A 24,125-nucleotide genomic window follows, 5' to 3' on the forward strand; every position below is an offset into this window, starting at 1 on the left:
GGGTTGATCCTGAATCAGGACCTCACCAACGTCTTACAGCGCGAGGTCAGAAGCTGGCTTGCTCGGCTCAGCCGCAGGCTTTGCAGCCTCGGTGGCTTTCGGAGCAGTCAGCTGCGGAATCGCAGGTGGAGGCGTCAGCTGCAGAATGTTGGCGGTGTAGGCCCATTCTTTAGCCACGGCTTCAGGGCTGTCGTTCAGCTTGGTGCCGTAGCTAGGCACGATCTGGTGCAGCTTTTCCTGCCAGGCCGGGGAAGCAACCTGTTCCTTGAACACTTTCTGCAGCACGGTCAGCATGATCGGAGCCGCGGTGGACGCGCCTGGCGATGCACCCAACAGGCCGGCGATGGTGTTGTCGGCGGAGCTGACCACTTCGGTACCGAGTTTCAGGACGCCGCCCTGCTCTTCGTCACGCTTGATGATCTGCACACGCTGACCGGCCTGCCACAGGCGCCAGTCTTCTTTCTTGGCGTTCGGGAAGTACTCTTGCAGCGCCTTGAAGCGGTCGTCATCCGACAGCATCAGTTGGCCGGCGAGGTACTCGACCAGTGGGTATTCGCGGATACCGACTTTGGTCATTGGCCAGATGTTGTGGGTGGTGGTGCTGGTCAGCAGGTCCAGGTACGAGCCTTCTTTCAGGAACTTGGTCGAGAAGGTAGCGAATGGGCCAAACAGAATCACGCGCTTGCCATCCAGCACGCGGGTGTCCAGGTGCGGAACCGACATCGGCGGTGCGCCAACGGAAGCTTTACCGTAGGCCTTGGCCAGGTGCTGCTCGGCAATCGTTGGGTTATCGGTGACCAGGAACGAACCGCCAACAGGGAAGCCCGCGTATTCCTTGGCTTCAGGAATGCCCGACTTCTGCAGCAGGTGCAGTGCACCGCCGCCCGCGCCGATGAACACGAACTTGGCGTCGGTTTCAGTCTTGGTGCCGTCTTTCAGGTTCTTGTAGCTGACACGCCAGGTGCCATCGGCGTTCTTGGTGATGTCCTGCACTTCGCTCGACAGTTTCAGGTCGAACTTCGGCGTAGTTTGCAGGTGAGCGACGAACTGGCGCGTGATCTCGCCGAAGTTCACGTCCGTACCGATCGGGGTCCAGGTGGCCGCGATTTTCTGGTTCGGGTCACGCCCTTCCATCATCAGCGGAACCCATTTGGCGATTTGCGCCGGGTCCTCGGAGTACTGCATGCCGGCGAACAGCGGGCTCGCCTGCAGCGCTTCGTAACGCTTCTTCAGGAACTTGATGTTGTCATCGCCCCACACGAAGCTCATGTGCGGAGTGGAGTTGATGAACGAACGCGGGTTCTTCAGGACGCCCTGCTGAACCTGCCAGGACCAGAACTGACGGGAGATCTGGAACGCTTCGTTGATCTCGACCGCTTTCGGGATCTCAACGTTGCCGTTCTTGTCTTCCGGGGTGTAGTTCAGCTCAGCCAAAGCCGAGTGACCGGTACCGGCGTTGTTCCAGCCGTTGGAGCTTTCTTCGGCCACGCCATCGAGGCGCTCGACCATCTCCATCGACCAGTCCGGTTGCAGCTCATTGAGCCACACACCCAGGGTTGCACTCATGATGCCGCCGCCGATCAGCAGCACATCGACTTTCTTTGCCTCTTCCGCGTGAACGGAAGTGATCCCCATCGACAAAGCCAGCCCCAGCAGGGCAGTGTTTACTTTTTTAAACATCAGTAGCACCTATGATAAAACGCCATCCGCCCCACTGCCCCTGATCATGGGCAACCCTCAATCACGCTGCGCCAGGCAACGCACCGCGGGGTGTGCACATTCATTCGGGGACCGCAGGGTGGGCACACAAGGCCGACGTATCGACCTCACTTTTATGTCCCTTCTGCGCTGACTTCTTATCATTATTGGCTTCAGCTACCTGGGCGCCAGCTAACCACCGGGACGTATACGGGTGTACGTACTCGATAGAGGCTAGACCAAGATGGCGCGCAGAATATCACGCTCGGCGCCTTATATGGACTCAGCGGTCGGGCGGCCATCAGTTCGCCAGTTTTTAAGATTCGTCTCATGTGCCTCTAAAACACAGCATTGCACTATGGATTGGCTTACCTGACGGGTAGGCAGACAACCTTCCTTCTCTTAAAAGAGGCACTGCAATGCTGAACAAACTGAGCCAACTCACCCTCGCCTGCGGCGCTTGCTGGTTGCTGGCCGGCACCGCTCAGGCGGCGGACGGGCAGATCGAATTCACCGGTTCCGTCACCGATAACGCCTGCACCATCACCACCGGCGACGTGAACAAGTCGGTGACTCTGGACCCGGTGCGCATCGCTGACTTCGCGCCCACCGTGGGTTCGGTGCTCACCGATAAAGCTAAGCCGTTTTCCATCAGCCTGGACAACTGCAGCACCGCGACCCGTAAAAACGTCGCGATCACCTTCAGCGGCCAGCAAGACGCCAGCGACCCGACATTACTGGGCCTGACCGGTGAAAACCAGGTGCGCGGCATCGCGATCCAGATCACCGACTCCCGTAACGGCAACAAACTGCCACTGAACACGCCGACCGCCGATTACGACCTGCGTGCACAGTCCAATACCTTCGACTTTACCGCTGCCTACGTGCGCACCGTCGCCGACACCACCACCGGTGAAGGCGACGACGCGGTGACCACCTCCGGCATCAGCACCGGTCAGGTGCACGCGCTGGCCAGCTTCGACGTTACCTACAAGTAATTGCTCGTCAACACCGTGGGCCAGGCGTTCGCGCGCCGGCCCGCGGGCTTCCGGAGGTCCCCCTGTCATGCGTTTGAAAGTCTATCTTCTGCTCGCCCTGCTGCCGCTCTGGCACAGCGCCGCCAACGCCGCCGTCACCGTCGGCGCCACGCGACTGATCTACGACGGCGCTTCCAACGAAGCCAACCTGAGCGTCAGCAACCGCGACGACACCTCGCCTTACCTCGTGCAGTCCTGGGTCAGCCACTTCGGCAGTGGCAACGAGGAAAGCGTCGATAACTTTATCGTCACGCCGCCGCTGTTCCGGCTGGATGCCGACAAGGAAAATATCCTGCGCATCATTTTTACCGGTGGCCCAGAAGTGCCCCAGGACCGCGAAAGCCTGTTCCTGATGAACGTCAAGGCAATCCCGGCCATGAGCGACGATCAAAAAGGCAAGAACGTGCTGCAGATCGCGCTCAAGACCACGATCAAACTGTTCTACCGCCCGGCCGGCCTCAAAGGTTCGCTCAAGGACGCGGTGGCGCAAGTGAACTGGAAGGCCCAAGCGGGTGCATTGGCCGTCAATAACGCCTCCAAGCTGCACGTGGTGGTCAGCGAACTGAAGCTCAACGGCCTGCCGATCACCCAGGCGCCGGATGTGCTGCGCCCAGGCGAAGCGCGTGAGCTGCCGATCCAGGCAAAGGCCGGCGATGAAGTGCAACTGAGCTACATCGATGACTACGGCAGCATCGTGACCGCCCCCGTCATCCGCATTCACTGATACCCACGCGACAACCCCGGAACGCCTTTTCAGGAACGACCATGCTCCGTTCATTCCCAGTCATGCGCCGTTGCGCCGTGAAGGCTTTCGGCTGCCCGCTCGTGGCCGCCGCCGCCTTGCACCTGGCCCCCGCACACGCCGGCTACGAGTTCGATGCGTCGTTTCTCGAAATCGGCGGCGGGCAGAGTTCGGCCGCTGTGAAACAACAGGTCAGCGCCATGAGCGACGGCCAGTTGCCGGGGATTTACCGGGTGGATATCCAGCTCAACCAGCGCTCGATCGAACAGCGTGATGTGCGTTTCATCCGCGCCACCGGCACCCAGGAACGCTCGAGCACCGGCCTGTTCCCCTGCCTGGATGTCGAGTTCTTCCGCGCCCAGGGCGTGGCCGACACGGCCCTGCAAAACCGCACCGACGCCGACCCCACCTGCATTGCGTTCGATCAGGGCCTGGCCGGCGTGAGCTACGACTACGACTTCAACCGCCAGATCCTGTCGATTGAAATCCCACAGGCCTACCTGGGCAGCATCCCTTTTGAAGTGCGCCGTCGGCAATGGAGTAACGGCGAACAGGTGGCCTTCACCAACTACAGCTTCACCGGCAGCACCGTGGAGTCCGATACCGGCCGCCGCCAGGACCAGTTCGGCAGCCTGAGGAGCGGCGTGAATGCCGGGGCCTGGCGCCTGCGCAATTTTTCGACCTGGCAAAAAGGCAGCACCACGCCCGGGCGCTGGGAGTCGCTGGAAACCTACGCCCAGCGCGACATGGGCAATATGATGGCGATCGCCACCCTGGGCGATTCCACCACCGAAGGCGACCTGTTTGACGCGATCCCCTATCGCGGGCTGGGCATCGCCTCTGATCTGGACATGCTGCCCGACCAGGCCCGCGAATTCGCCCCGGTGATTCGCGGCATTGCCAATGGCCGCTCGCGGGTGATCATCCGCCAGCGCGGCTATGTGATCCATGAGCAATGGGTGCCGTCGGGGCCGTTCGCCTTGACCGACCTGTACCCCACCGCCAGCAATGGCGACATCGAAGTCACCGTGGAAGGCCCGGACGGCCAGCGCCAGGTCTACACCCAGTCGTTCTCGTCGGTGCCCTACATGCTGCGCGAAGGCCAGCAAAGCTATTCGGTATTCGCCGGCCAATACCGCCCGGCGCAATCGTCCTTTGTGCAGCAAACCCCAACATTTATCCAGGCCTCCCTACGACGCGGTTTGAGCGGCAGCACCACGCTGTTTGGCGGCAGCCTGCTGAGTAATCAATACAACGCCGGCCTGCTGGGTTTTGCCCACGACTTTGCCGGCTTTGGCGCGATCTCGGTGGACGTGACCCACGCCCGCAGCGACGCCGTGGGCCGGGAGAAAACCACGTCCAGCGGCCAGTCGTTTCGCTTTCGCTATTCCAAGTCCCTGGCGGCCACCGACACCAACTTCAGCCTGATCGGCTACCGCTACTCCACCGGCGGCTACTACTCGTTCAACGAAGCGCTGAACAGCCGCAGCACCGAGCAAACCCTGGACACGTACCGCAGCGGCCACATGAAAAGCAACTTCACCGCCAACGTGTCGCAGCAATTGGGCGGCTACGGCGGGGTCTATGCCAACGTGTCGAAAACCGCCTACTGGGACAAGAGCAAGGCCGACACCTCGATCCAATTGGGATACAGCGCGAGCGTCGGGGACATTTCCTACTCCCTTGGGCTGGGCCTGAACAAAGGCGCCAACAGCGACGACCGCAGCCTGTCCCTGAGCATCAGCATGCCCCTGGGCGGCACGCGCAGCCAGCGCGTTACGGCCAACATGAACCAGAGCGCGCGGGGCTCGGCATCACGCACCGCGACCCTGAGCGGCAACGCGTTCGAGGACGATACGCTGGCCTACAGCGCGGGTGTGTCGCAGCAAGTCAGCGGCGCGCAACGCCAGACCGGCGGCACCTTCGCCGCGCAATACGACGCGCCCAACGCGATTGTGCGCGGTGCCTATAACGAGACCACCGGCAGCCGCCAACTGGACATGGGCGTCGAAGGTTCGGTGGTGGCGTATGGCAGCAACCTGATGTTCAGCCAGCCATTGGGCGAAACCAATGTGATCGTCGCCACACCGGGCGCCGCCGACGTGGGCATCAGCAACAAGCGCGGTGTGCGCACCAACAGCAATGGCTACACCGTGGTGCCGCAGGCCCTGCCCTATCGCAAAAACCGCGTGTCGCTGGACACCCAGTCGATGCCGTCTGACGTCGACATCGCCGAGCCGGTGCAGGAAGTCACGCCAAACCGCGGCGCGTTTGTACTGGCCGACTTCGACACCCGGCGCGGCCAACGCATCCTGTTTCGCATCAGCGACCCCCTTGGCGAAGCAGCGCCGTTTGCCGCCCGCGCCGAATTGTTTGCCCCGGATGGCCGCGCCCTCGGCAACACCCTGGTGGCCGACAAAGGCCGCGCGTTCCTGACCGGCGTGCCGCCCGAGGCGCGGTTGTTGGTCAGCGTCGACGGCCAGCCGTGGTGCAGCCGTGAATTGAAGCTGGACGAAACAGCGCCTGCCGACGGCGGCATCACCCAAATGAATATTCAATGTGAGCGCGCGGCCGGTGGGTCGGGTGCCAAGGATTCCTGACATGATCGTTAAAGCAACACATAAGGTGCGTGGACGGCTGATGCTTGCGCTGTTGTGCGCAGTATTGAGCTGCCTTTCACAACAGGCGCAAGCGTTGGTCGAAGGGAATCTCAACTGCACAGTGCCAGGCGTTCCGAGCGGCGGCTACACGTTTACACCGGGCCAGGCGATCAGGATCGTCTTCGAGGGCACGTGCACCGTTCGCCGCGCATTCCCCTATTCAGCCGGTTTAAATACGCGAATCAACTACATGAGCGGCCCGAATCAAGCCCCGTTGAGATGGTCCGACCCGTATAACAACATCTATTTATACGATCTGGATATCGGCCAATACAGCCGCAATTGCCTGGGCGGCTACTGCCGGCCTCTACCCCTTAATACTGTGGTGCCTTACCGCTACATTCTGGTGGGCACAGCACCCCAAACTGCAGGCACACGTTGGATAGGGGTGTTGCTGGGCGTTACCTCGGAAAACTGGCTGGGTTATGGCGAGTGGTTTCTTAACACAGGGTTTTCATACACCGTAGTCCCGCCTGCCTGCAGCCTGAGTTCACCCGGCAGCGTCAACCTGCGCTTCGGCTCTATCAGCAACAGCGACCTCAATAACCAGATGCAGTCGACCACAGTGTCAATTAAATGCTCGGCGCAGATGCGAGCCAACGTCTACCTGCTTCCAAACCAGACGGTAGTCAGCCCTACTACCGGTGTGACGCGCACCTCGCTGGCAGGTTTGAACATGCAGGCGCTGTGGACCGACACCCTGAACCCGGTGAACTTCACTACCCCGCGCTTTATGCAGTTACGCGTGGGCAGCAATGACGTAAACCTGAGCTTCAAGCCACAACTGGCGGCCGGGCAATCACCGACGGGTGCGTTTCAGAGCCAATACACGCTGAACATCGACTATCAATGAGGGCCTTGCCATGAAAACTCCACTGCTCGCCCTGATGCTGCTCAGCAGCACCGCTCACGCTGCCGACGTGGTGAATATCACCGTCAGCGGCACCCTCACCCGCCCACCGTGCGTATTGAGTACCGGCACAACCCTGACCGCCGCATTTGGCGACGTGCGTACTGACCAGGTGGCGACCACCGGCACTGTGGAAGTGCCGGTGCGCTTGAAGTGCTCGTCGGGTTCTTCGCTAAATGTCAGCTTCACGTCCAATAACGGCACCTACACCTCCACCGTGGCCAAGACCACGGCGGATAACCTCGGTGTGTCGTTGCTGTGGGCGGACAACACGGCGGCAAACCTCAATGGCACCGTCAAGAAATACACCAACCTCAGCGGCGACGTGGATATCAGCCTCAAGGCGCAACTGGTCGAACGCGGCACGCTGGCGCCGGGCGCGTTCACCTCGTCGATGGTCATGACCCTCAATTACCTATGAAAGCGCTCGCCTGGATGCTGCTGGCCGTAGCCAGCACCGCCCTTGCGCAAGCGGCGGAAGAAGCGCAGATCGACGTCAGCGGCAAGCTGACCGCACCGCCGTGCACCGCAAGGTTTCCGAGTACGCAACAGGTGGACCTGGGCAAGGTCAACCTCAACCAGTTGACCGACGGCAGCACCGTCGCCACCGATGTGCCGCTGGTCTTCGACTGTCAGGCGGGCGCTCAGGTCGAGCTGAGTTTGTCGGCGGGCATGGCCCGGGCCCTCACCGTCAGCCCGGTGCTGCTCACCAATCTCCCATCCCTGGGGTTGCAGGTGCAATTGCGTGACAAGACCGACAAGCCGGGGATCGGCCTGGGCCAAACCGGCACCTGGCCGGTAGAAGACGAACCGTTGGCGCTGACCCTGCGCGTCAAGCCCGTGTCCCTGGGCGAGCTGCCCGAGGCGGGTAGCTACAAAGCCACCCTGTTGATGCAGATGACGTACCGCTGATTACTGAAACTGCCGGGCTTCGATGCAATAGGTCAGCAGCGCCTGGTCACTGTCCACCTCCAGCTTGCGCATGGCCGAAATCTTCTGCGCGCTGACGGTCTTGTTGCTGCGGCTCAACTGCCGCGCGATATCGCTCACGCTCATGCCCGTCACGAATAAACGCAGCACTTCCATCTCCCGTGGCGACAGGCTCTGGAAGCGCGCCTGCACCTGGGTCACATTGGCCAAGACCGAAGTCGCGGCGGGCTCCGGTGCGCGGTAACTGCGCTGGGCACTGATCGCGCCGAGGGCCTTTTCGATCTCGCCGTGCAGGTGGTTCTTCTGGATCACCCCGGCCACACCCAATTCCTGCAAGCGGGTGAGAATCAGGCTGTTGGAAATCATGGTCAGCACCAGCACCTGGGTCGCGGGAAAGTGACGCAGGATGTACTCGATCAGCTTCAACCCATCGCCATAGGTGTCGTCACCCGGCATGTTGAAATCGGTGATCAGGACTTGCGGCCGGTGCTTGCGCAACTGCTCGATCAGTTGACTGGAACTGACCGCCTCGCCCACCAGGCTGTAGCGTGAATCACGCTGCACAATTTCGCGCACGCCCACCAGTACGATCGGGTGGTCATCGGCGATCACAACGTTCATTTCTCGCATTCTTTATCTTCCTTGTAATGGGCTTTCATCAAGTTTGCGACTCTGCCAGCAAGCACTGCGCAACCGCTGTAAGCCGTGCGCACACGCCTCGAATCTGCGTGGTGGCGTATGTATCCAGCGGTGCGTCGTACAGGGTGTTCTCCCATGCCTGACAAGCGCTGGACAGTTCCCCGGCACGCACACTGGCCAGCGCGCCGTTGAGGCTGTGCAAACGCTCACGTACGAGGGTGGCATCGCCGGCCGTCAGGCCTTGTTCGATCTGCTGCACATCCACCAGCAACGTGTCGGCCATCAGTTGGCGCATGGCCGGGGAAAGCTCGATCCAGCCTTCGCGGTCCCGGTCCACCTGCACCACCGGCAAGGCCGTGGCTCGCCGGCAGTGCGCCATTAACGCCTGGCGCAGCATGCTCAGGCTCAGCGGTTTGACCACCCACGCGTTCATGCCCACCGCCAGGCAACGCTCGCCCTCCTCGCGCAGGGCATTGGCGGTGACGCCGATGATCGGCACCTGGACGCCTTGTTCACGCAACGCGCGGGCCAGGTCGTAGCCGTTGAGGCGCGGCATATTGATGTCGGTGATCACCAGGTCGAACGGCTGCGAACCCCAGATTTGCAGCGCATGCTCGCCGTCACGCGCTACGGTGGGGTGGGCGCCAAGGGCCTCGAGCTGTTCTTGCAGCACGGCCTGGCTGACCGGGTTGTCTTCGGCGACCAGCACGCGCACGTTCAGGCACGGTGCGTCCAGGCACGGCGGCATCGGCGGTTGTTCCGCAGAGGGCAGGGTTTCCTGAAGCACCGGCAAGGTGATGAACAGCGAAAAACTGCTGCCCAACCCTGGCTCGCTGACCACGCGCATGCTGCCGCCCATCAACTCACTCAAGCGCGAGCAGATAGACAGGCCCAGGCCGGCGCCATTGCCGTCCTGGTCGCCCGCTACCTGATAAAACGGCTTGAACAACTGGTCCAGCGCCTTTTCCGGAATGCCCACGCCGGTGTCAGTGACCTGCCATTGCAGGGTCACTTTATCGTCAAGTAGTTGCTGCACCATCAGGCGCAAACGCACGCGCCCGGAGTCGGTGAACTTGATCGCGTTGCCCAGCAGGTTATGCAGGACCTGCCGGATGCGGCCAGCATCGCCAAGCAGTTGCGGCGGTAGCAGCGGGTCGATCTCGGCATCGATCTGCAAGCCTTTATTGCGCGCGGTCGCGCTGAACGCCAACACCGATTCCGCCACCAACTGGCCCGGGCTGAACGGCGCCGCTTCCACGGCCATTTGCCCGGATTCGATTTTCGATACATCCAGTACGTTGCTGATCAACTGGAACAGCACAGTGGACGAACCCTGGATAATTTCCAGGTAGTGGCGCTGGCGCTCGCTCATGTCGGTCAGGGCCATCAGTTCCAGGTTGCCGAGCACGCCGTACAGCGGGGTGCGGATTTCATGGCTCATGGTTGCCAGGAACACGGTTTTGGCCTCGTTGGCTTCGGTGGCTTCCTGGCGCGCCTGGGTCAGCAACTGGGCTTCGTCCACGTGTCGGGTGATGTCGTTGCAGCCGCAGAGGAACACGTCCTCACCTTCGTACCGCGCCGCCACCACCACGACCTGCAAGTACCGCCCCTCCACCGCCAGGCACATCTCGCCGGGGGTATCCGGGCCATCGTTGGCCTTGAGCACGTCGAGCAGCGGTGCGGTGCCCTGCAATTGCAGCGCGCGCTGGTTTTCCAGGAGTAACTGGTGATCGCTGCGGCGCACTACGCACAATCCCACCGGGGCGTTGTGCAGCATGATGCGGTTGAATGCCTCGCTCTCGAACAGACGCTCCTGCGCGCGTTGCGCCGGGCTGACGATGCGGGTCTTGTACCAATGGTTGATCCACCAGCCCAGCAGCACGGCCGCCAGAAACGTCAGGCCAAGGCCCAGCAGCGGCCATTTGGCGTAGCGCAGGAAATCCTGATAGCTGATGGCGTACAGGCCGGTCCAGTGCTCTCCACCCTCGCTGAGCATCTTGAAGCGCAAACCCTGGCTGTTGAAGCTCAGGCCCAGGGGCGCCATGTGTTCATCGCCGAGGCTGCCGAGCAACACGTCGCCCTGGGGCGAGATCAGGGTGAACTGGTTGTAGACCGACAGTTGCAGTACTCGCTCGATTTCGTCGACCTGCGAGGTGTCCACCACCGCCGCCAGCGTGAGCAGGTCCTGAGGCTGATTGGCCGGCAATACGGCGGCAGGCGCGTCGAGGCCGATCATCGCGACCACGCTGCGGCTGTTCTGGTACAACTGCGGCGGCGCACGCATCCAGCGCACGCGGCTGTCGGTCAGCAGGAGGCTTTGGCTCTGTTGCAGTTGCTGCAAGCGGCTCACCACGTCGCGGTACTGCTCGCGCAACAATGGCTGGTGCTGGCGCAAGCCGCCCACGCCGGGCACGGCCAGGCTGGCGACGGCATTGGGGGTGAACACGAACAGCTGCGGCGAGGCGTAAAACGAGCTGGCCCAGTAGCCGCCGTAGTAGTCAGTCAGTTGCACGCCAAACGCCAGTGCCCGGCGCGTGTCATCCGCCGAGAACGTCTCGGCGTGGGACAAGGTGAAGGGTAGCGACATCGCAAACCCCTTGGCCTGCAACACCACCTGCCCGCCTTCGTGCTGCAACTCCACCACCGAGGTCGACTGCACGGCCGGCAGCGGCGGCGCGTTGCTGCGGCTGTAGCCACTGGCCACGTTGCGCAGGAACGCCTCGTGCTCATGGATGATCTCCACCACGCGGGCGAAGTGGAACTCGACCTTTTCCTGTTCAGCGTCGAGCAACCGCGACACCGCCCAATAGCAACTGCTGGACAGCAACAAGGCGAGCCCCGTGAGCAATAACAGGGCTTTGTTCAAGCGTTGAGAGCTTTGCGCCAGCTTGTCCAGGCGCAGACTTGCATGTTTCATCGTCAGTACCGCAGAAGCCTGAATCAGGATATGGGGCCTATGCTTGATCCCGGCATTGGCCAATAACGCCCGGCTGACCGGGCGACCCTTCCTTCGGGCTTCTTGACTGTGTGACCCTGGCCACTCACATAAGTGCTGGCGCAGGGCCATCCTCGATTAACAGGGCGCTGAATTTTTCCGCCGCCACGGCATGGGAGATCAGGAAACCCTGCACCTGATCGCAGCGGATACGCCGCAACACCGCCAGCTCCGCCTGGGTCTCGGCGCCCTCGGCGATGGTGGTCAGCCCGAGTTTGCGGCCCAGCTCGACAATGCTTTGCAAGGCCGACGCCAGGCTTTCGTTCTCGGCACAGCCATGCACCAGTGACCGGTCGATCTTGACCTCGTTGAACGGCGTCGACACCAGGTTGAAGTAGGAACTGAACCCCTTGCCGAAGTCATCCTGCGCCAACCCAAAGCCCATCATGCGCAAGCGACATGCTCCAGCGTAGTAGTTACTGGGCAGCCGTGTGGTGGAGCTTTCCATCAATTCGAAGGTAATTTGCCGGGGTTCGGCGTCGCGGCTTTGCACCTGGGCAAGCAGGCGGTCGACCAGGTCGCTCTGGTCGAGCAAATGCGTGGGCAGGTTGATCGACACCGGCAGCCGGTAACCGAGTTGCGCCCACTGGGCCTGGGCGATGAGGGTTTGGCCGAGAATGCAGGTGAGCAAGCGGGTTTCCAGGTCAAGGCGCTCGATGTCGTCAAGAAACGCGCCGGGCATCAATAACCCTTCCACCGGGTGCACCCAGCGTGCCAGGGCTTCGGCGCCCACGATGCGCCCGTCATGCAGGGATTTTTTCGGCTGGAACCACGCCTGGATTTCACCATTGGCCAAGGCGCGCTCAAGGTTCTCCCGGGCATGGCTGACACCCCGGTGGCAACACGGCGTGCGCGCCTGCTCGGCGAGTTTGTCGAGGCAATCGCGCAGGGTGCGCACCTCGCGTTCGCGCACCGGCTTGGAGATTAGCCCGGCGACGGTCAGGCCGAGGTTCCCGGCCACCTGCCCGGCGCCCACCAGCATGCGCCGCGACGCCACGCTCATCAGCGCCAGCGCAGGCGGCGCGTGCATGCGGGCCAAGTGCTGGATCAGTTGCACACCGTCCATCCCCGGCATCATCAAGTCGCTGAGCAGCAGATCGTAGCGCTGTCGGGCCAGGCGTTGCAGCGCGGTGGCGCCATCCCAGACCACATCGACGTCAAACCCGCCGATGGCCTGGAAGACGTTGATCAAGTACTCATGCTGGAAAGGATGGTCTTCCACGATGAGTACGCGATAGGCGCTCAAAGCACCCTCCTCTGATAGCGATGCAGGCACTGGTAGAGGGCGCGCAGGGTGAACGGCTTGACCAGGCAATGATCCATGCCAGCGTTCAGGCAGCGCTCGGCTTCGTCGAGCATCGCGTTGGCGGTGGCCCCGATGATCGGCAGTGAGCAACCCAGGCGACGCAGTTGTTCGGTGAGTTCATAGCCGTTCATGCGTGGCATGTTGACGTCGGTGAGAATCATGTCGAACGCGGTATCACCCCACAATGACAGCGCTTCAATGCCGTCGCCGGCCAGCACCACGCTGCAGCCGAGCTCTTCCAACTGGTCGCGCAGGATCAACTGGTTGATCAGGTTGTCTTCGGCCACCAGCAGGCGCAGGTTGAGGCTGAACTCGGTGGGCTTCTCGCTGATCCTCGGCGACAACAACTCTTCGCTGCCCTGGGCGCGGCTGACCGCGCGGTTGAGCGCCTGCAGGTTGTTCAGGCCGATCTGCCAGGGATAAGCGCCATGCTCGTCGACCGCGGCCATCACCCGCGGCCCGGACCAATGCAGCAACTGGTCGGGCTCGGTCGGGCCGGGATACAACTCGACCAATACCGCGCCGGGGTCGGCCTCGGCGGACTCCGGCGCACCGAGTTGCGCGCGCGCGCCCCAGCGACGCAACCAGCCGCCAACACTTTCCGCCAGCTCACGCACCGGCGACACCACATACACCCGCTCGCCGAGCAGCGGCTGCGCCCAGGGAGCCTGGTCGTCGTCGTTGACTTGCTCCAGCGGCAAGGTGAAGGAAAAGCTGCTGCCCAGGCCCGGTTCGCTGACCACCCGCAAGGTGCCGTTCATCAAGTGCATCAGGCGCTTGCAGATCGACAAGCCCAGGCCGCTGCCGGCGACCACATTCGCATTGCCGCTGACCTGGAAGAACGGCTCGAACAGGTACCGCTGGTCTTCCTCGGCGATGCCCTTGCCGGTGTCGACTACCTGCCACTGCAACATCGTGCGCTCGCCTTCACGGCTTTCCAGGCGCAGACGCAAGACAATCCGGCCGCTTTCGGTGAATTTCAGCGCGTTGTTCAGCAGGTTATTCAGGATCTGGCGGATGCGTGTGACATCCCCGCTCACGTGGTCGGGCAACTGCGGGTCGAGGCAGGCGAACAACTGCAGGCCCTTGCTTTGGGCGGCGCCTGCGTAGCCCTGGATCACTTCCTGCACCAACTCGATCGGTGAGAACGTGCTGAACTCTAGGGACAGTTGTCCCGCTTCGATTTTCGACACGTCCAGCACATCGCAGATCATTTGCAGCAAGTTCGCCGACGAGCCCTCGATGGCATTCAGGTAGCCACGCTGCTGGCTGTTAAGGTCGGTGCGCGCAAGCAATTCCAGGGTGCCCAGCACGCCATACAATGGCGTGCGGATTTCATGGCTCATGGTTGCCAGGAACAGGGTCTTGGCCTCATTCGCCGCGTCCGCCAGCGTGCGCGCCTGCTGCAGGGCCAACTCCACCTGCTTGCGTTCGGTGATGTCGCTGAAGGCGCAGATCAGCACCTCCTCACGCTGGTAACGGGTTGGCGCGAAACTCAAGTACAGGTGACGACCGTCGGCCATTTGCAGCTCGTCGGTGCTGCTTTGTTCCGACTCATCGAACGCGCGGCGAATCCAGCCGTGACACAGTTGCTGGCGCTCGTGGCCGTTGCCCAGCCATTGCCGGGACAGGGGGTTTTCCAGCACTACCTCGCCGTCGCTGCGGCGCAGCACGCACAAGGCCACTGGCGCGATGCGAATCACCGCACTGCTGAATGCCTCACTCTCCACCAGCGCTTCGATGCGATTGGCTGCCGGGATAATCAAACGCTGATCGATGCGCCGCACCAACCGCACCATCAACAAGCTGGCCGCTGCGCACAACAGCAGGCACAGCAGCAACGGCATGGCCAGGCTGGGCAACAGTGAGCTCAGCTCCAGGCTGTAGACGATCTGCCACTGGGAGTAACCCAGGTGCTTGCGAATGGCCAAGCGATCCGGCAGCCAGCGGCTGCCTTCCCAACCAAAGCTGGCCGTGGCGTGATACTGGCGCAGCACCTGCGCAGCCGACGGTTGATGAGGCGTGCTGCTGAAAATCAGCTGCCCGGCGCCGTCAAGCAACATGAAGTCCCCGGCTTTTTCATGCTGTAGGGCGTTGATCAGGTCCGGGCCGTCCACCTCCAGCCCGAGCCAACCCGACGTGGGGCTACGGTCGTCGAGGCGGGTGAAGATGTATAGCGGTGAATCCAGGCGGCTCTGCTCAGTCAGCCACAACTCATCGCTGACCGAGACCTTGCCGGTGTCCACCGCCATCAACCGCTGCAATACCGGCTGCGGCACATTCTCCGGGGCCGCCCCAACGGTAAACAGGCGCTCCACCACCGGCTCGGCGCGCTGCGCGACGTAGATCAGGTTGACCTGGTTGACCTGCAGGTAATCAAGCAGGCGCCTAGTCAGCCAAAGGCTCCAGATATTGCCCGCCTCGCCCAAGGTGATGTGCAACTCTTCGGCCGGCACATTATTGAGGTTGCCCACGGGTGGCGTGACATGACGAACCGTCGACAGGCCGAGGCTTTTGAGCAGCGTCTGGCGGCTGACAAAAAAACTCTGCGCATCGGAAATCGCCTCATTCATATAACTGCGCCGTAGCGAAATTTCCTCATTCAACGCCGCACGCAAGTAGCTGTAGGCACCCACATACACGCCGAGCACCAATGCCAGGGCAAACAGCCGCAACAACTTGCGCGCGGCCTTGGGCGTCGAAAAAGAAGAGTCGAGTGGTTGCAGGAAATGTTTGAGCTTCATCGCCAAAAGAGTAAGCGTGGCGAGAGGGTAGTTGAATAAGACGGATCTCAAAGCCCCGCACTGCTTGCGCCGATGGAACTCTCGCGCAACACGCTGTTCTAGACACCTTCGTCGCTGCTTGCGTAGCATCGGCGGCTGTCCTTCGTGCACTTCATCAAACAGAGTTACCCATGACTATCCAGCAAACACCCGGGCACGTGCTGCCCGCGCGCAGCGCCGCCAAAATGGAAGCGGCCATGGCCGTGGGCGCCTTTGCGATCGGCACCGGCGAATTCGCCATCATGGGCCTGATGCCCGACATCGCCCACAACCTCAATCTCAGCGAACCGCAAGTGGGCCACGCCATCAGCGCCTATGCGCTGGGCGTGATGATCGGCGCCCCGCTGCTGGCGATCCTCGGCGCCAAGTTGCTGCGTAAACACATGCTGCTATTGCTGATGGGCCTTTATGCCCTGGGCAACCTCGCCACGGCGTTTACCCCGACCTTCGGTTCGCTGGTGGCCTTCCGCTTTATCAGCGGCCTGCCCCACGGCGCCTACTTCGGCATCGCCGCCGTGGTCGCCTCCAGCATGGTGCCCAACGACAAACGCGCTGGCGCCGTCGCCCGCGTGATGATGGGCCTGACCCTGGCCATGCTGCTCGGCAACCCCATCGCGACCTTCCTCGGTCAACACTTTGGCTGGCGCTCGGCGTTCGCGCTGGTCAGTGCTATCGCCCTGTGCACCATCGCGCTGGTCTGGCAATTCGTGCCGGATCGCCACGACGAACCCCGCAGCGACCCGCGCAAAGAACTGCGCGCCTTCACCAAACCGCAGGTGTGGATGGCGCTGTCCATTGGCGCTATTGGTTTTGCCGGGATGTTTTGCGTGTTCAGCTACCTGGCGCCGACCATGCTCGAAGTGACCAAAGTCTCGCCGCAGTGGATCCCATTCGGTCTGGCCGCGTTTGGCGTAGGCGGCATCATCGGCAACATCGCCGGCGGCAAGCTGTTTGATCGCCTGCAATTTCGCGCAGTGGGCTGGATTATGGTGTGGTCGATGGCCGTGCTGATCTTCTTCACCTTCGCCGCGAGTTCGCTGTGGGGCGTACTGCTGGGTATTGGCCTGGTCGGCACCATGATCGCCATGGCCGCGCCGCTGCAAATCCGCTTGATGGACATTGCGCATGAGGCACCGAGCCTGGCGGCGGCGTCCAACCACGCGGCGTTCAACCTGGCGAATGCGCTGGGGCCGTGGTTCGGTGGGATGGCGATTACGGCGGGGTATGGGTGGACCAGCACGGGCTACATTGGCGCGGCTACGGCGCTGGTAGGCTTGGGCATCTACCTGATCGCCCGACGTATGAAAGGCGGTCACTAAAGCCCTCCCACGATCCAATGTGGGAGCGGGCTTGCTCGCGAAAGCGGTGGGTCAGTCACTGAGTAAATGACTGCCCCACCCGCTCAGTCAGTCAGTCATCATGCATCAACCCCGAACCATACTCCCCGTAACTGCTCCCCAGCGCGTTGCCGCCAAAATTCATCTTGGCGGCCTTGCTGGGGCTGTGGTCCCCAAACGCCTGGCATCCCCCTGAATAACAAGGGTCGCTGCTCAGGTCGCTACTCATGCCCGATGAACCCGACGAACAAGCGGCCAAGAGCAACGTGCCTGCGACCATCACGACTTTGACGAGGTTGGAGATCATTTTTTCAGTTCCCTTTGGGCTTATGGGCTGAGCGTAGGCCTCAATGCCGGTGAGAATTATGAAACTTTGCCGTAGGACAGGATCGGTTCAGGTTGATGTCGTTTTGGCGACGAATTATCCCGGCACATATTCTGATTGGCGATATCAACGGTTAGCCCCTACATATTAAAGCCGACCAGGCATCAATTCAGATGAGCCTGCGGCCTACGTAGAGGGAAGCTCAATAATGGCTAAAGACGAAAAAACCAGTGAAAGCGTCGCTTCAAAAGCAGCCAAGCTGCTGGCGGATCCCACCACTCCGCCGGATGTGAAATCTGTGGCGGCTTCGGCGCTGACTCAGGCGCCCGACAAAAAGAAGAAATAAGCTGAAAACCGTGCCAGGGTGGCTGGAGCTCTGGCACTGACCACCACGGCACCACGCCCATTCCTGTTAAACTGTCCGCCCTTCGCCTTATCCATCTCAGATCCTAATGTCCTCACCTATAGCACCAACGCCATCGTTCTCCCGTCGCTTCTCCGTTGCTCCGATGATGGACTGGACCTACAGCTCGCTTCAAAGGCTTAATTCCTTGGCATTTATTGATCCGAGATAACCGAATGTAGCAAATTTTAAGCAAGCGATTTGGAATGGCGATATGAGATGCAACTGACTTAAAAAATAATCCCGGCGAGGAGCACTTCTGCGTCCTTAGGACTAGCCATTTTGAGAGTTAATGGATAAGCCCTATCCATATAGCAGCACCACATTCGGCTAATAATTTTTTGTTGCGTGCAGCATCACATCTAACTCTTATTCAAGAACGCCGGCTTTGGTGATGTGCATAAGCCTCATCAAGTAACCAAGGATGCCTTCCCAAATAACGGACTATCGCAGCACTCATTGTTTTTGCTTCTCTATCTGCGTTTTGCCCCCAAGCCGCGACTTGGCTTTTAGCAAACCCTCCGTTGGTTTCGAGCTGCAGCAATATTGCAGATCGTGTCAAATTGACACTACGTTTGAGCGAGAGGAATGCATTTGCAACGTCTAAATCTTCGAGGCGGGTATATTCAATTTCTTTTAAGTCCTCAAGACATATTTCCAACAAATTTGAGTGATATTTCAGCATCGGCGGGGTGGGCACCCCCTGCAAGATGTACTGACTTGCTCCCGCAATCACTTCGCTCGCATATGCAGCGACTCCGAAAGCCTTCTCCATATAGCCGTAGCCCTCAAATAGCTTGTCCTCTTTTTGTTGCATCACTCCCCGACGCGCAATCGCGACTGCGGCTAAAATCGCGCCGATGCTTCCTATGGCTTGCACCCATGCACTCATGCTTTCAGGCGATCCGACAGCTTCTATAACCACCCAGAGAGTCCAGCCCAAAATGCCCACCGAGATAAAACTCCATACCACCCAAATTGAAGCCAGCTTCATGCTTTCAGGGACTATCAACGCTTTCATTTTCGAATGGTCCATGTAGAAAATCGGAGCTTGACTGGGTTTCAAAATTTGGTCCAGCGCCGCGTGCTACACACCCTGATTGTGTAGGGTATGTGGGACTTTTGGGGCGCAGCCACGCGTATGCTGGTTAGAATGACCCGTCTCCGAAGCCCCCCCGCTAGGAACGTCTCAAACTCTAACAAGCTGCAAAAGATAGACATCTCATGCAAGGGTCCTTAAGGTACTAACTGAGGGATACCATTTAGCCATCACCAGTCCGGTATCCATTAAAATTAATGTAGGGTCGAAGCGGTTAAAGAAACTCATAGCAATCATAGATTTTTGAAAAAACAAACTTTTAACGCATAAGAAAGCACTCCCCCAAATGAAAACTGGCAGCTATAAAAAATGAATATCGCGGAGCAACTACAAAAGCTAAGCAAAGAGCGCAGTCAAAAACCTCAATTCAAGTCCCTCGAAGAATTTGAAGTATGGAGTGATGCAGTTCGCCCACTAATATCATTCAACAAAAAATATCTAACCGAATTTACTCAAGCCGTAACAAACGCAACTGTACTATACCGAACGGGCAATTTAGTAGATGCAACGACAAACATGAACAACGCCGTAGGCATTGCCAATCAAGCAACGACATTAGCAAAACTGGAGTCCGCTGCAAAAAAACCTGAGATCACAGATTTAACCCCACAAAAAACGGAATCAAAATCGTTAAAGGAAAAATTTGAAAATCATGTTGTAATATTTGGCTCCACCCTCGCAATATTGGGTTTCGCTGCCGGTATTTCTAGCATGAAATTCATATTTTCTTCAGCAAACCAAACATCTTCCGCACCTCAAACCATTAGCTTTGATTGCAAAATAGATGGTCTTCCGATATTAGCCGAATCACATGACAAACGAGTTGCTTCATTGCAAAATAAAATAATGGAGTTCGAAGCTCAGGCAAGCGACAGAATGTTAATTAGCCCCTATCAAGAAAAGTATCTTGAAAGCGCTAATCGAGTGCGCAGAGACATTGACATAGAAAATAGCTTATATGACAAATCAATAGAACGTTTGTTATCAAAATGCAAAGAAACCAGCGCAAAAAATTAAATCAACGGCCTAATTCATCCTGCTGATCATAGTTTTTACCCATTTTCAGCGTTAGGAAATTGCTTAAACTGCAGGGACGGCACACGTTTTATGAAACCGATCACGCAATCCATGTTTGACCTCTATGCCCTTTCCTTGCCCTGGGGGCTGAGCTTCGTCAATCACATGCCCTATACCGGGTGGAGGACGGATGATGGACGCTCATGGGGTGTTCTGACACTCGACGAAGATGCTAATACATTTGGTTGCATTGCAATGCGACAGCGGGTGGACCTAGTTTGGACTTTGGTTTTGGACGAATCCGGACTTGATAGTTTTGACGAAGCAGAACGAAAGATTGCTGCCCTCCTTAAAGAGGGGGCTCCCCGTGAGCCGATGCCACCCAATACCGCAAGAAGGCCAAATATTTTTGATAGCGCCGACTTGCCTACATGCACTCTTTTCCAGCATCTTTCCAGAAAATCTCGACACAAAGCTGCGTGGATGATCGGGCACCTGTACTACTCAATGCCTCGTCCTGATGACAACTGGGTCAGAGATTTTCAAACTGAGAATTTGCACACCCGCCTCTGGGAACTTCATCTGCTAGCGTGTTTTCGTGAACAGGGACGTTTAGTCAGCCAGCAATTTCGATCACCTGACTTCCGCATTTCACGGCGTAATGGTGAGTGCGCATGGATAGAGGCTGTTACCACGAACCCGACTGAACGTTACGACCATGCGACCACTTGGTCGGAGCCGCCCCCGTCCGATTTGGTTGAGAGAGTAATAGGGCAAGCTGCAGTACGCTATGCAAACACCATTCGCAACAAGCTTCAGCGACAATACGATCAGCTCTCGCATGTTGTAGGCCAACCCTTTGCCCTCGCTATCGCTGATTTTCATGCCCAAGGATCCATGACTTGGAGCAGGCAAGCACTCATTGCATACCTCTACGGTGAATACGCAACAACTCAAGTAATTGATGGAAAAAAACAAGCTGTAGGCGTAAGTGTCGAACATTTGCTTGGGAAACAAAAGACTCCTGCTGGCCTCTTTCGCTTCCCGGAAAATGCCAGCTTATCGGCAATAATATTCAGCAACGGCTGTAGTTTGGCTAAATTTGGGAGAGTATTGGTTTCGATGACTCAGAGTGATGATTTCTCCAACATTAGATTTGGGGAGTTCTTTGATCGAACACCAGGCGCCCTAGAGGGATTGCCTTTCTGTCTGGATGTGACTAGCCCTGAATATCGTGATCTATGGCCACAAGGTTATGAGCCTTGGTCTGCTGAGCTAGAAGTATTCCACAACCCACTTGCCGCGCATCCGCTATCTAAAGAAATTTTGCCGGAAGCGACCCACTGGTTTGTCCGGAGTCACGGAACAATTTGCGAGGCGTTCTACGAGACTCAGATCCTCCATTCACAAACCTTAATTCAGCCGAAAACACAGCCAAAATTAACGCTTAAGCACTTTTTTTATAAAGGCAGTGAAATAAGTGACACCGGCCTGGGTGACGATATTTAAAGGTCGATTCAGGAGTCGACTTTCCGATTTCCAGCTTCCCGAGCCGATTACGAGGTGTCTATTTTTGGTTTCCCCGGCCACCTCATAATTGAAACAGGCATCATCACAAAAAAATCAGACCACCACTGCCTGCGTCCCAACCGCTATTTACACGCTACTGCCCACAACTGATCCAGTTTAGTGGTGTAGCTCTGGCTCATCATACTGCGGCGCATGGCCCAAGCCGGGTTGCTGGGCACGCTGGCTGACCGCAACGTTCCCCTCCCCCATCGACCATTGATCTCGTCCAGCACGGTCATCACCCGAGTGGATTCGGCAGTCTGCGAATTAGCGAACATATCACCGGTGTACTCGCCGGGCTGGCAGAGATTGAGCAGCATCACTTCAGCCTTACTATATTTAAAGCCTGGCTGGTAAATACGGTCGACCGCATCAACAGCCGCCTGTGTCAGAAGACGCACGTCATCGGTCGGATACGGCATATTCACCACCACTCCGTTGGCATACTTAGCCTCTTCGGGGTTGAACATCCCAGTCCGGATGCACACGCGCAGCTTCTTGCACAGCGAGTTCTGAACGCGGAGCTTCTCCGAGGCACGCATCATGTAGGTGGCCACCGCTTCTTTGATTGGGGGCAGTTCCGTCAGCCGCTTGCCGAACATTCGACTGCAGCAGATCTCCTGCTTTGGCGGATCGCGAAAAAAGGGGACAGATTTTTAAAACTGAGTCTCGTGCCAGACGATCAATACCCGGCCCCTCAAACCCGTTCCTGATAAACTGCTCACCCTTCGCATTCTCCATTCCAGATCCCAATGCCTTCAGTCATAGCTCCACCGCAAGCCCTGTCCCGCCGCTTCAGCGTTGCACCCATGATGGATTGGAGCTATTAATTCTACAGACTATGAAATACGCGGCCTCCAACGCTTTCCGGAAAAGCTCGTACCACTTTTGTACCACCTATAGTTTTATCAACGTACCCGATTTCGAATAAACCCAAATCAATTGTAAGCTTCGAACCTAGCGAGCTATCGGTCTTTATGTTGGCCTCAAGCGTAAACGGGTCCCGAATGCGGGCGAACCCAACACATTTCTTAAAGTGCATTATAAAAGCGCCCGGCCCGTAGGCCGTGCGACATCTCAACATTGTTGGCGGCCCTACCTGAGACCAAAACAGAACAAACCGTTATTATCGTAGTGATAGAAACACATTCCTGAGGAATCATTCTTTAGTAAACGGACATATGAAGAGCTACCTTCCGCAAGTTCAAGCTGTCTGTCCAATATGACAGGGATACCAAACTCGCTTAATAGATTGCCCAACCCATCTGTAATGACTTCCTTTTCTATGGTCATAAAGGCGTATTCGCCCCAAATAGGGGTAATATCTCCAGTTACATATAGATATTCAGTCCTTCCTGAATCCTGCCATGTTGACGTGTATTGAAATGACCGGTGCCCTAGCGTCATCGTTTCAATATTATTTATCACACGCCCCTCTTTCATAGCAGCATCTTTCTCGATATATACAGTGGTAATCATTCTGTATTCGACGTTTTTCTCTAACCCCCACTCTCGCAAATAGGCGACGAGTACAATCAATGTCAAGCCACAGATCACGACACTCAATATCAACGTTCTCTTAATTACCACCGGCCATTCCTCCTGCGCTCGAAACACAGCGCACAACAAGAAAGTCTAATGGAACATTTATTGGCACAGCATAAGAACTCGATCCTACGGGGGTATAGCATACAACTCTATATCTTTCATCTTGAACTCTGATAATTATTCTTCCATGGAGATTCACAGGAATATTTTTCAACTGCGACACCAAAACCGCGGCGACATCTTTTTTTACCGAAGTAATGAATTCAATATCTAGACCACCAACTTTAAAACTCTTTACGTGTAGAGGATCGTCCGTTAAAATTTCAATTTCCGGCTGAAAAAAATAAGTGAAGGCAACTATAAACGCCAATATTCCCAATATCTTTGACGCAAAAGTAGCAATCGTTTTCCGCTTCAACTCTTTGACAACAGGCTCGACAAACTCCTCATTAGCTGAAGAAAAAAGATTTGTACTATCGATTAATTCGCTCTCGTCATAAAGCGGTTGTTCATCACCAGGATCAGCTAAATAATCCGTGTTAAACATATAGCCCGCCTTGGGACTGGTGACTATGACGCTATGCCCATCCACTCCAAAAAAAGACCTTACATTAAAAATAGCTTGAGTTAAGCTACCAACTGTTACGACACGCCCAGGCCAACCAAATGAAATTAACCGTTCTTTACTGAGGATTTCTCCCGGACTAGAGACAAGTCTATATAGCACTCTAATCTCAGCGCCACCCAAGTGGCAGACTATAGGGCGCTCGTCACGATCGGTTACCTGAAGTCTCCAGTTTGGACAATCAAAAAACAACCGAGCCCATCCCCTACTGCCAGAGACCATGTAAACGTAATAAATTTCGACGTCCATACCTAACTTTTTATCAGGCATACCCCCCCCACTTCAGATCGGAATAGCGCCAATATAAACGACACTGTAATAGGAAGCACGCACTGCCTACCCCCCCCGCACCTAAACCGCTCTCAATTATCGAAAAATAATTAATAATTTATCAATAATTTGACTGTAAGCCAAGCAAGCGACAAATTCACGACATATGACCGTGGAGCAACGACCTTGAATTATAGACCAGATATTAACGACGCTAGCGACTTTATCGAAT

The 24,125-nt window shown here is 57.8% G+C and carries 19 protein-coding genes and 1 pseudogene; 10 read left to right on the forward strand and 10 right to left on the reverse strand.

Features of this window, described 5'->3' with window-relative positions:
- Window positions 1–33 precede the first annotated feature (33 nt).
- Entirely contained in the window at window positions 34–1,680 is a 1,647-nt protein-coding gene (gene mqo, locus ACW9I6_RS02390; RefSeq protein WP_003218888.1) for a malate dehydrogenase (quinone), read from the reverse strand.
- 437 nt (window positions 1,681–2,117) lie between these two features.
- Here mqo and ACW9I6_RS02395 point away from each other — a divergent pair, with 437 nt between their 5' ends.
- The 6 genes from ACW9I6_RS02395 to ACW9I6_RS02420 all read left to right on the forward strand — a co-directional run bounded on the left by ACW9I6_RS02395 (window position 2,118) and on the right by ACW9I6_RS02420 (window position 7,959).
- On the forward strand, window positions 2,118–2,696 hold the full coding sequence (locus ACW9I6_RS02395) for a fimbrial protein (protein WP_003218890.1): 579 nt from the start codon (window positions 2,118–2,120) through the stop codon (window positions 2,694–2,696).
- A gap of 67 nt (window positions 2,697–2,763) precedes the next feature.
- The gene (locus ACW9I6_RS02400) at window positions 2,764–3,459 is read left to right on the forward strand and encodes a fimbrial biogenesis chaperone (protein ID WP_003218892.1); all 696 of its coding nucleotides are present in this window, start codon (window positions 2,764–2,766) and stop codon (window positions 3,457–3,459) included.
- A gap of 41 nt (window positions 3,460–3,500) precedes the next feature.
- On the forward strand, window positions 3,501–6,077 hold the full coding sequence (locus ACW9I6_RS02405) for a fimbria/pilus outer membrane usher protein (RefSeq protein WP_457338807.1): 2,577 nt from the start codon (window positions 3,501–3,503) through the stop codon (window positions 6,075–6,077).
- Between the two features lies 1 nt (window position 6,078).
- Window positions 6,079–6,990 carry a fimbrial protein gene (locus tag ACW9I6_RS02410; protein WP_256736780.1) on the forward strand — a complete coding sequence of 304 codons (912 nt, stop codon included), beginning with the start codon at window positions 6,079–6,081 and terminating at the stop codon, window positions 6,988–6,990.
- Window positions 6,991–7,000: 10 nt separating this feature from the next.
- Window positions 7,001–7,468 (forward strand): fimbrial protein, encoded by a 468-nt coding sequence (locus ACW9I6_RS02415; protein ID WP_003218898.1) that lies wholly within the window; start codon window positions 7,001–7,003, stop codon window positions 7,466–7,468.
- Entirely contained in the window at window positions 7,465–7,959 is a 495-nt protein-coding gene (locus tag ACW9I6_RS02420; RefSeq protein WP_457338808.1) for a fimbrial protein, read from the forward strand. The genes ACW9I6_RS02415 and ACW9I6_RS02420 overlap by 4 nt, the downstream gene beginning before the upstream one ends.
- Here the strand turns inward: ACW9I6_RS02420 and ACW9I6_RS02425 are convergent, their stop codons facing one another.
- From ACW9I6_RS02425 to ACW9I6_RS02440, 4 genes are all read right to left on the reverse strand, one after another.
- Entirely contained in the window at window positions 7,960–8,607 is a 648-nt protein-coding gene (locus ACW9I6_RS02425; RefSeq protein WP_017477281.1) for a response regulator, read from the reverse strand.
- Window positions 8,608–8,635: 28 nt separating this feature from the next.
- Entirely contained in the window at window positions 8,636–11,533 is a 2,898-nt protein-coding gene (locus ACW9I6_RS02430) for an ATP-binding protein (protein WP_457338809.1), read from the reverse strand.
- Between the two features lie 124 nt (window positions 11,534–11,657).
- Entirely contained in the window at window positions 11,658–12,857 is a 1,200-nt protein-coding gene (locus tag ACW9I6_RS02435) for an EAL domain-containing response regulator (RefSeq protein ID WP_003218906.1), read from the reverse strand.
- The gene (locus ACW9I6_RS02440) at window positions 12,854–15,661 is read right to left on the reverse strand and encodes an ATP-binding protein (protein WP_134325968.1); all 2,808 of its coding nucleotides are present in this window, start codon (window positions 15,659–15,661) and stop codon (window positions 12,854–12,856) included. The genes ACW9I6_RS02435 and ACW9I6_RS02440 overlap by 4 nt, the downstream gene beginning before the upstream one ends.
- Window positions 15,662–15,831: 170 nt before the next feature.
- On the opposite strand from ACW9I6_RS02440, the gene ACW9I6_RS02445 reads away from it, so the two are divergent.
- The gene (locus tag ACW9I6_RS02445; protein ID WP_457338810.1) at window positions 15,832–17,019 is read left to right on the forward strand and encodes an MFS transporter; all 1,188 of its coding nucleotides are present in this window, start codon (window positions 15,832–15,834) and stop codon (window positions 17,017–17,019) included.
- A 91-nt stretch (window positions 17,020–17,110) separates the two neighbouring features.
- Here ACW9I6_RS02445 and ACW9I6_RS02450 read toward each other — a convergent pair whose 3' ends face one another.
- Window positions 17,111–17,344 (reverse strand): hypothetical protein, encoded by a 234-nt coding sequence (locus ACW9I6_RS02450; RefSeq protein WP_003218911.1) that lies wholly within the window; start codon window positions 17,342–17,344, stop codon window positions 17,111–17,113.
- A gap of 226 nt (window positions 17,345–17,570) precedes the next feature.
- Here ACW9I6_RS02450 and ACW9I6_RS02455 point away from each other — a divergent pair, with 226 nt between their 5' ends.
- Window positions 17,571–17,708, forward strand: coding sequence for a hypothetical protein (locus tag ACW9I6_RS02455; protein WP_167410166.1), 138 nt, complete (start codon window positions 17,571–17,573; stop codon window positions 17,706–17,708).
- 430 nt (window positions 17,709–18,138) lie between these two features.
- Here ACW9I6_RS02455 and ACW9I6_RS02460 read toward each other — a convergent pair whose 3' ends face one another.
- Window positions 18,139–18,786: a hypothetical protein gene (locus ACW9I6_RS02460; protein WP_178903605.1), complete on the reverse strand. Its 648-nt coding sequence runs from the start codon at window positions 18,784–18,786 to the stop codon at window positions 18,139–18,141.
- A 387-nt stretch (window positions 18,787–19,173) separates the two neighbouring features.
- Here ACW9I6_RS02460 and ACW9I6_RS02465 point away from each other — a divergent pair, with 387 nt between their 5' ends.
- Both ACW9I6_RS02465 and ACW9I6_RS02470 read left to right on the forward strand, forming a co-directional pair.
- Window positions 19,174–19,881: a hypothetical protein gene (locus ACW9I6_RS02465; RefSeq protein WP_178903604.1), complete on the forward strand. Its 708-nt coding sequence runs from the start codon at window positions 19,174–19,176 to the stop codon at window positions 19,879–19,881.
- 90 nt (window positions 19,882–19,971) lie between these two features.
- On the forward strand, window positions 19,972–21,390 hold the full coding sequence (locus tag ACW9I6_RS02470) for a hypothetical protein (RefSeq protein ID WP_178903603.1): 1,419 nt from the start codon (window positions 19,972–19,974) through the stop codon (window positions 21,388–21,390).
- Between the two features lie 143 nt (window positions 21,391–21,533).
- On the opposite strand, the pseudogene ACW9I6_RS02475 reads toward ACW9I6_RS02470, so the two are convergent.
- The 3 genes and pseudogenes from ACW9I6_RS02475 to ACW9I6_RS02485 form a co-directional block, all read right to left on the reverse strand.
- Window positions 21,534–22,085 (reverse strand): annotated as a pseudogene (locus ACW9I6_RS02475) (DUF4113 domain-containing protein); the annotation flags it as partial.
- Between the two features lie 460 nt (window positions 22,086–22,545).
- A complete protein-coding gene (locus ACW9I6_RS02480) occupies window positions 22,546–22,929 on the reverse strand; it encodes a hypothetical protein (protein ID WP_457338811.1) in 384 nt (127 codons plus the stop codon).
- A gap of 100 nt (window positions 22,930–23,029) precedes the next feature.
- A complete protein-coding gene (locus tag ACW9I6_RS02485) occupies window positions 23,030–23,893 on the reverse strand; it encodes a winged helix-turn-helix domain-containing protein (protein WP_457338812.1) in 864 nt (287 codons plus the stop codon).
- Window positions 23,894–24,125 lie beyond the last annotated feature (232 nt).

The sequence above is a fragment of the Pseudomonas sp. SDO5522_S412 genome (genome assembly GCF_054071215.1).